Origin of the sequence: Streptomyces sichuanensis, assembly GCF_020328095.1 — a bacterium.
In the GTDB taxonomy this organism is placed as follows: domain Bacteria; phylum Actinomycetota; class Actinomycetes; order Streptomycetales; family Streptomycetaceae; genus Streptomyces; species Streptomyces cinnamoneus.
In genome coordinates, this window is record NZ_JAIXMK010000036.1 from 1 (window position 1) to 8103 (window position 8103).

Consider the following 8103-nt stretch of genomic DNA (forward strand, 5'->3'; position numbering starts at 1 on the left):
CGGCGGCGCGGGGCCAGGTCCGCCACCCGGGCCGTGGCCTGGTCGCCGAGGGAGACCGCACTGCGCAGCTGTGCCCCCGGCGGCCCGCCCGGCACCGGGCCGCCGCCCTGTCCGTGGCCCAGGGGCAGGTTTCTGCGCTGCCCCGGCAGCGGCGGCACGTCCCGGCGGCGGGCCGCCGCCGGGGAGACCGCCTCGCCGTGCCCCGCCGCGGCCCCCGGGCCCGAGCCGGCACCGGGCCCGGCGACCGAGATGTGCACGCCCTGGTCGGCCAGCGCCTGGAGCTCGGTGGCGGCCCGGTCGTCGTGGGCGGGCGGCTCGTCGGTCACGAGTCTGGTGATGACGTCGGTGGGCACGGTCTGGAACATCGTGTCCGTGCCCAGCTTGGTGTGGTCCGCGAGGACCACCACCTCCGCCGCGGCCTGCACCAGCGCCCGGTCCACGCTCGCGGAGAGCATGTTGGACGTGGACAGCCCGCGCTCGGCGGTCAGCCCGCTCCCGGACAGGAAGGCCCGGGAGACCCGCAGCCCCTGCAGGGACTGCTCGGCGCCGCTGCCGACCAGGGCGTAGTTCGACCCTCTCAGCGTGCCGCCGGTCATGACGACCTCGACGCGGTTGGCATGGGCCAGCGCCTGGGCGACGAGCAGGGAATTGGTGACCACCGTCAGTCCCGGTACGCGGGCGAGCCGGCGGGCCAGCTCCTGCGTGGTGGTACCGGCGCCGACGACGACGGCCTCGCCCTCTTCGACGAAGCTCGCCGCGAGATCGGCGATGGCCGTCTTCTCGGCGGTCGCTAGATGGGATTTCTGCGGGAAGCCGGACTCCCTGGTGAAACCGCCCGGCAACACCGCACCGCCGTGCCGGCGGTCGAGCAGTCCTTCGGCCTCCAGCGCCCGCACGTCCCGCCGTACGGTCACTTCTGAGGTCTGGACGACGCGGGCGAGCTCCCGGAGCGAAACCGCTCCGTTGGCCCGCACCATTTCGAGGATCAATTGGCGACGTTCTGCAGCGAACACGAAACCGACAGTAACGCCAACGACCATCTGTTTTCAGCAGGTTGCAGCAATTAACGGAAGTTGTCCGTGCCGCAACCCGTGCAGTGGTATAGGGAACCGGAAGGCCCGGTCCCCTCCCGCTACGCCTCGCGCGCCGTCTTCCTCGTGTGCAACTGGCGTGCCACCTCGGCAATCGAACCGGACAGCGAGGGGTAGACGGTGAACGCGTTCGCGATCTGCTCCACGGTCAGATTGTTGTCGACCGCGATCGAGATCGGATGAATCAGCTCGCTGGCCCGGGGCGAGACGACCACACCACCGACCACGATGCCCGTGCCGGGACGGCAGAACATCTTCACAAAACCATCCCGAATACCTTGCATCTTCGCTCGCGGATTGCGCAGCAACGGAAGCTTCACGACACGCGCGTCAATGAGACCGCTGTCGACATCGGCCTGCGTATACCCGACCGTAGCAATCTCGGGATCCGTAAATACGTTCGCGGATACAGCCTTGAGATTGAGCGGGGCGACCGCGTCGCCGAGGAAGTGGTACATCGCGATCCGGCCCTGCATCGCCGCGACCGACGCCAGCGCCAGCACGCCCGTGCAGTCACCGGCGGCGTAGACGCCCGGCGCGCTGGTGCGCGAGACCCGGTCCGTCCAGATGTGCCCGGACTCCTTGAGCCGGACCCCGGCCTCCTCCAGGCCGATCCCCTCGGTGTTCGGGATCGAGCCCACCGCCATGAGGCAGTGCGTGCCGCTGATGACGCGCCCGTCGGCCAGCGTCACCTCGACCCGGTCGCCCACCCGCTTCGCGGACTGGGCGCGCGAGCGCGCCATCACGTTCATGCCGCGCCGCCGGAAGACGTCCTCCAGCACCGCCGCGGCGTCGGGGTCCTCGCCCGGCAGCACCCGGTCCCGCGACGACACCAGCGTCACCTTCGAGCCGAGCGCCTGGTAGGCACCCGCGAACTCCGCACCCGTCACGCCCGAGCCGACCACGATGAGCTCCGCCGGGAGCTCGTCCAGGTCGTAGACCTGCGTCCAGTTCAGGATCCGCTCGCCGTCCGGCAGCGCGTCGGGGACCTCCCGGGGGTGCGCACCCGTAGCGATCAGCACGGCGTCCGCGGGCAGCGTCTCCTCGGTGCCGTCGGCGGCCGTCACCACCACCCGGCGCGAGCCGTCCGCCGCCTGGTGCGGCTCCAGCCGTCCCCGGCCGCGCAGCACGCGCCCGCCGGCCCGGGTCACGGAAGCGGTGATGTCGTGCGACTGCGCCAGCGCGAGCCGCTTCACACGCCGGTTGACCTTGCCCAGGTCCACGCCGACCACGCCGGCCGCCTGCTCCAGCGGCGGCGTGTCGTCGGCGACGATGATCCCCAGCTCCTCGTACGAGGAGTCGAAGGTCGTCATCACCTCGGCCGTCGCAATGAGAGTCTTCGAGGGTACGCAGTCGGTCAGCACCGACGCCCCGCCCAGACCGTCGCAGTCGACGACGGTCACCTCCGCGCCGAGCTGAGCGGCGACGAGCGCCGCCTCATAGCCGCCGGGTCCGCCACCGATGATCACGATCCGAGTCACGTACTCCATTGTCCCGCACCCATCAAAGTGACTCCTTCCGGGGCCTCCCTACGCGCTCGGCACGCCGATCCGTGCGAACTCTGTACGAATTCCGACAGAAAGTTCCGCGCGAGCCTCCCTCCGAGATTGCCACCCCAAATGCCCTCCCGCCTCACTCACGTACCCTCGGAACCATGTCGCTCTACGCCGCGTACGCCGGCAACCTCGACGCGCGGCTGATGACCCGCCGCGCACCTCACTCACCACTGCGCGGCACCGGCTGGCTCAACGGCTGGCGGCTCACGTTCGGCGGGGAGCAGATGGGGTGGGAGGGCGCACTCGCCACCATCGTGGAAGCACCCCGCTCGCAGGTCTTCGTGGCCCTCTACGACATCGCTCCGATGGACGAGGACTCGATGGACCGTTGGGAGGGCGTCGGCCTCGACATCTACCGCCGCATGCGTGTCCGTGTGCACACTCTGGACGGTGAGGAGCCAGCCTGGGTCTATGTGCTCAACGGTTACGAAGGCGGTCTGCCCTCCGCCCGCTACCTCGGTGAGATCGCCGACGCCGCCGAATCCGCCGGCGCGCCCCACGACTACGTCATGGAGCTGCGCAAGCGTCCGTGCTGAAGGTGACGATTGCATCTCGTCGCAAAGCACAAAGCAACAATCGGAACACCGTAACCAGCGACATCTACGCGCGTAGGCCATCACCGGTTACCCTCGTCCGCGTGAACGCTTCTGTTACCCCCGACATCCAGGCCGACCCGTACGCCGCGGCCGACGCCGCCGCCGCCCGCCTGCGCGAGCTCACGGGCGCCGAGACCCACGACGTCGCCCTGGTCATGGGCTCCGGCTGGGTCCCCGCCACCGAGGCGCTCGGCGCCCCCGAGGCCGAGTTCCCGGTCACCGAGCTGCCCGGCTTCGCGCCGGCCGCCGTCGCGGGCCACGCGGGCACGATCCGCTCCTACAAGGTCAACGACAAGCGCGCGCTCGTCTTCCTCGGCCGTACGCACTACTACGAGGGCCGCGGCGTCGCCGCCGTCGTGCACGGTGTCCGCACCTCCGTCGCCGCCGGCTGCAAGACCGTCGTCCTGACCAACGGCTGCGGCGGCCTCCGCGACGGCATGCGCCCCGGCCAGCCCGTGCTGATCAGCGACCACATCAACATGACGGCGACCTCGCCGATCGTGGGCGCCAACTTCGTCGACCTCACCGACCTGTACTCGCCGCGCCTGCGCGCCCTGTGCCAGGAGGTCGACGCGACCCTCGAAGAGGGCGTCTACGTCCAGCTCCCCGGCCCGCACTACGAGACCCCGGCCGAGATCAAGATGGTCCGCACCCTCGGCGGCGACCTCGTCGGCATGTCCACCACCCTCGAAGCGATCGCGGCCCGTGAGGCCGGCGCCGAGGTCCTGGGCATCTCCCTCGTGACCAACCTCGCCGCGGGCATGACGGGCGAGCCGCTCAACCACGAAGAGGTCCTGGAGGCCGGCCGCGACGCCGCTGCCCGCATGGGCTCGCTCCTGGCCCAGGTCCTGCCGAAGCTCTGACCTTCCCGGTCACCCTTCCCCTGCCGGGGGCGCCCCTTCGCGCCCCCGGCGCGGGTGTTTCCGCGCCTTCGGCGCGGTTCTCCCCAACCGCCCCCAGCCCGATTGCCCGGCAATCGCCGACGCCGGTGCGGGGCCGGGGCAGCCACCCACCACCGGGCCGCGGACGCCGTACGCCGGGGCGGGACGGCCCTGGCAGGGGCGTGACGCGTGATTTGCGGCGGCATTGGGGGCACCCTCAACGCTGGAGCTCGTCCGCCGTAAATCATGCAGCCCCAGAAGGGCCGTCCCGCCCCGGACCCGACCCACCCGGCACGGCATGCGCACCGCACCCCGAAACCTCCGGAGGAAAGACGTGGAGCGAGACCTCATCGCACAGGCCCAGGCATGGCTCGCCGAGGACCCCGACCCCGAGACCCGCGACGAGCTCGCGCGGCTCATCGACGCCGGTGACCTCACCGAGCTGGGCAACCGATTCGCCGGCACCCTCCAGTTCGGCACCGCCGGCCTCCGCGGAGAACTCGGCGCCGGCCCCATGCGCATGAACCGCGCCGTCGTCATCCGCGCCGCCGCCGGCCTGGCCGCCTACCTGAACAAGCAGGGCCACACCGGTGGCACCGTCGTCATCGGCTACGACGCCCGCTACAAGTCCGCGGACTTCGCCCTGGACACGGCCGCCGTCATGGTGGGCGCCGGCCTGAAGGCCGCGCTGCTCCCCAAGCCCCTGCCCACCCCCGTCCTGGCCTTCGCGATCCGCCACCTCGGCGCCGTGGCCGGCATCGAGGTCACCGCCAGCCACAACCCGCCGCGTGACAACGGCTACAAGGTCTACCTCGGCGACGGCTCCCAGATCGTGCCGCCCGCCGACGCGGGCATCGCCGCCGAGATCGCCGCCGTCACGAGCCTCAACGACGTGCCGCGGCCCTCCGCCGGCTGGGAGACCCTCAGCGAGGACGCCGTGGTCGGCGCCTACCTGGAGCGCACCGACGCCGTCCTGACCGGCGGCTCCCCCCGCGACGTCCGCGTCGTCTACACCCCGATGCACGGCGTCGGCCGGGACGTCCTGACGGCCGCCTTCGCCCGCGCCGGCTTCCCGGCCCCGGCCGTGGTCGCGGAGCAGGCCGAGCCCGACCCCGACTTCCCGACGGTCGCCTTCCCGAACCCGGAGGAGCCGGGCGCGATGGACCTGGCCTTCGCGACGGCCCGCGCGGCCGCGGAGGCGGGCGACGCGCCCGACATCATCATCGCCAACGACCCCGACGCCGACCGCTGCGCCGTGGCCGTGCCGGCCCCGGACACCGTCGAGGGCTGGCGCATGCTGCGCGGCGACGAGGTGGGCGCGCTGCTGGCCACGCACCTGGTGCACAAGAGCGCCCGGGGCACGTTCGCGACGACGATCGTCTCGTCCTCGCTGCTGTCGCGGATCGCGGCCGCGGCCGCCGGGGCGTCGTACGAGGAGACGCTGACGGGCTTCAAGTGGCTCGCCCGGGTGGACGGCCTGCGGTACGCCTACGAGGAGGCGCTGGGCTACTGCGTCGACCCGGAGGGCGTGCGGGACAAGGACGGCATCACGGCCGCGCTGCTCGTCGCGGAGCTGACGGCTGAGCTGAAGGAGTCCGGGCGGACGCTGAGCGACCTGTTGGACGACCTGGCGGTCGAGCACGGGCTGCACGCGACGGACCAGCTGTCGGTGCGGGTCGAGGACCTGTCGCTGATCGGTGCGGCGATGCGGCGCCTGCGGGAGCAGCCGCCGGTCGTTCTGGCCGGGCTGCACGTCGTCTCGGCGGAGGACCTGACGAAGGGCACGGAGTCGCTGCCGCCGACGGACGGCCTGCGGTACGCCCTGGCGGGCGACGAGGCGGGTGCGGTTTCGGGGGCGCGGGTGATCGTGCGGCCCAGCGGCACGGAGCCGAAGCTGAAGTGCTACCTGGAGGTCGTGGTGCCGGTGGCGGCGTCCGCCGCGCTCGCGGATGCGCGGGGGCGTGCGGCGGAGGTCCTGGCGGCGATCAAGACGGACCTGGCCCGGGCTGCGGGCATCTGACGTCTGGCCCCTGTCCTCGGCTTGCCCCCCTGGCTGGGGGTCCGGGGGCGGGGGCGGGACGGGTCCTTCTGGGGGCTGCATTATTTACGGCAACTGCAGCCGTAGAGCGAGCCGTCTCCGACGCCGCAAATAACGCTTTACGCCCCCTGCCAGGACCCGTCCCGCCCCCGCCCCCTCCCGCCGGTTCGGCGTCTGCGGGCCGGTGGGGCTGACCCGCCCTCCGAGCTGAGGAGAGTGGGCAACGGGCTGGGGGGGACGGCTGTGGTCAGATCACCGCGGCCAGTACCGCCAGCAGGACCAGGCCGATGGCGGACGGCACCATCAGTTCGTACGCCCAGCGCACGCTGGGCCGGCCCTGGGCGCCCTCGTTCGACGCGCAGCGCTCGGCGAGCTCGCCGAGGTCGGCGATGGCCTGGTCGGACGGGGCGCGCAGCGGCCCGTCCTGGGAGCCGGACGCCTGCCGGCGCGTCGCCCGCTTGCGCTGGCGCAGGGACACCGGGATGGCCCACAGCTGGTACTTCGCCCCGTCGGCGAGCACCTCGCTGGAGTAACCGGCGCGAACGGCCTCGACGCAGGCCCACGGCAGCGTGATCGTGCGGAAAGGGTTCCGCACCAGCAGCCGCTCCTCCCCCGCCCACACCGCGGGCCGCAGCGTGAACGCGATGATCAGCGGCACGGCGAAGAGCAGGGCCGCCAGGGCGAGCCAGGGCGTGTCGCCCTCGCCGCTCACGATCGCGTCGCCTCCGAGCCACGCGGCGAGCGCCAGTAGCAGCACACCGCCGCCGATGCCGCCGGAGGAGCGGTAGCACCGCTCGGCGTATTCCTGGCCGGGGGCGTCAGGGGATCTCGTCATGGCGCCGATTCTGCACGACTACGAGCGGGCGGTGGCAGCCGTGGTCGACGTGAGGTCGGCGTACAGGACGATGTTGTCCGGCCGGTGGCCGTCGCGGATGTCGCCGCCGCAGGTGATGAGGCGCAGCTCGGGGCGGTCGGTGTTGCCGTAGACCTTCTGGGTGGGGAAGTTCTTCTTGTCGACCTGCTGCAGCTCGCGGACGGTGAAGGTCGCGGTGGAGCCGTCGGCGCGGGTGACGGTGATGCGGTCGCCGGTCCTGACCTTGGCGACGTCCTTGAGGACGGCCGGTCCTTCGGCGGTGTCGTAATGGCCGATGAGGACGGCGGGGCCGGTCTCGCCGGGGGTGACGCCCTTGTCGTACCAGCCGATGCGGTCGGCCTGTTCGACGGAGGGCACCTCGACGGTGCCGTCGTCGGCGAGCCCGAGGTCGAGGATGGGGCCGGCGTCGACGGAGGCCGCCGGGATGGTGACGCGGACGGGCTTGGAGGCGGCCAGCCCGGGGGCGGCGGAGGGCCGGGGCGCGGCGGTCGCCGACACGTGGGCACCGGCCTTGGCCGTGTGCGAGCCGTTGCCGCAGGCGAGCAGCCCGCCGCCGAGGGCGACGGCGAGCAGCGCGGCCGCGGCGGCCAGGCGGGGGCGGGAGGACATGGACATGGGGGGCTCCTGGCAGGGGAAGCCGGCTACCGAACGGAGGGGGCGGGGCGGGGCGGCAGGGGATGGGCCCTGGCAGGGGGCGTAAGGGTTATTTGCGGCGTCTTTCGGAGCACTGTCCACGCTGGACGGTTGCCGTAAATAATCCAGCCCCCAGAAGGGCCCGTCCCCTGCCGACCCGCCCCGCCCCCGGCCCGCAACGGAACGGTGACCGATCAGACGCCGGCGCGAACGACGCGGCGGCGCAGCACGGCGAAGGCGACGCCCGCGGCGCTGACCGAGGCGAGGGCGCCACCGGCCGCGAGGAGCGCGGTGTCGTTGCCCTCGCGCACGCCCTCGGCACCGGCCGCCACGCCGCCCTGCGGGATGGCCTTGGTCTGGGTCATCTGGGCGGAGGCGTTGCCCGCGGTGGCCTGGGTGGCCGAGCCGCCCGCCTTGCTGCCGGAGGTGGTGGC

At 72.6% G+C, this 8103-nt stretch carries 7 protein-coding genes and 1 pseudogene; 3 read left to right on the top strand and 5 right to left on the bottom strand.

The features are described 5' to 3' along the window. Together LE181_RS14100 and LE181_RS14105 are read right to left on the bottom strand one after the other, a co-directional pair. On the bottom strand, positions 1 to 977 hold a 977-nt coding region (locus LE181_RS14100; protein ID WP_263868901.1), incomplete at its 3' end, for a DeoR/GlpR family DNA-binding transcription regulator. Positions 978 to 1132: 155 nt separating this feature from the next. Beyond that, positions 1133 to 2581, bottom strand: a complete 1449-nt coding sequence (locus LE181_RS14105; RefSeq protein ID WP_225661606.1) for an NAD(P)H-quinone dehydrogenase — start codon at positions 2579 to 2581, stop codon at positions 1133 to 1135. Between the two features lie 164 nt (positions 2582 to 2745). Between LE181_RS14105 and LE181_RS14110 the strand changes: the two genes are divergently transcribed. From LE181_RS14110 to LE181_RS14120, 3 genes are all read left to right on the top strand, one after another. Beyond that, complete coding sequence (locus LE181_RS14110; RefSeq protein WP_071965776.1) at positions 2746 to 3183, top strand: gamma-glutamylcyclotransferase family protein; 438 nt, start codon at positions 2746 to 2748, stop codon at positions 3181 to 3183. A 101-nt stretch (positions 3184 to 3284) separates the two neighbouring features. Next, positions 3285 to 4106, top strand: a complete 822-nt coding sequence (locus LE181_RS14115; protein WP_225661607.1) for a purine-nucleoside phosphorylase — start codon at positions 3285 to 3287, stop codon at positions 4104 to 4106. Between the two features lie 316 nt (positions 4107 to 4422). After that, positions 4423 to 6144, top strand: a complete 1722-nt coding sequence (locus LE181_RS14120) for a phospho-sugar mutase (protein WP_225661608.1) — start codon at positions 4423 to 4425, stop codon at positions 6142 to 6144. A 265-nt stretch (positions 6145 to 6409) separates the two neighbouring features. On the opposite strand, the gene LE181_RS14125 is transcribed toward LE181_RS14120, so the two are convergent. The 3 genes and pseudogenes from LE181_RS14125 to LE181_RS14135 all read right to left on the bottom strand — a co-directional run. Next, entirely contained in the window at positions 6410 to 6997 is a 588-nt protein-coding gene (locus LE181_RS14125; protein WP_225661603.1) for a PH domain-containing protein, read from the bottom strand. A gap of 18 nt (positions 6998 to 7015) precedes the next feature. Continuing rightward, positions 7016 to 7651: a class F sortase gene (locus LE181_RS14130; RefSeq protein ID WP_225661604.1), complete on the bottom strand. Its 636-nt coding sequence runs from the start codon at positions 7649 to 7651 to the stop codon at positions 7016 to 7018. Between the two features lie 212 nt (positions 7652 to 7863). Continuing rightward, a pseudogene (locus tag LE181_RS14135) lies at positions 7864 to 8103 on the bottom strand (hypothetical protein); the annotation flags it as partial.

Excerpts from the sequence above, each read along its gene's own strand:
- LE181_RS14105 (WP_225661606.1), bottom strand. The coding sequence starts at position 2,581 with ATGGAGTACGTGACTCGGATCGTGATCATCGGTGGCGGACCCGGCGGC.
- LE181_RS14110 (WP_071965776.1), top strand. The coding sequence starts at position 2,746 with ATGTCGCTCTACGCCGCGTACGCCGGCAACCTCGACGCGCGGCTGATG.
- LE181_RS14120 (WP_225661608.1), top strand. The coding sequence starts at position 4,423 with ATGCGCACCGCACCCCGAAACCTCCGGAGGAAAGACGTGGAGCGAGAC.
- LE181_RS14125 (WP_225661603.1), bottom strand. The coding sequence starts at position 6,997 with ATGACGAGATCCCCTGACGCCCCCGGCCAGGAATACGCCGAGCGGTGC.
- LE181_RS14130 (WP_225661604.1), bottom strand. The coding sequence starts at position 7,651 with ATGTCCATGTCCTCCCGCCCCCGCCTGGCCGCCGCGGCCGCGCTGCTC.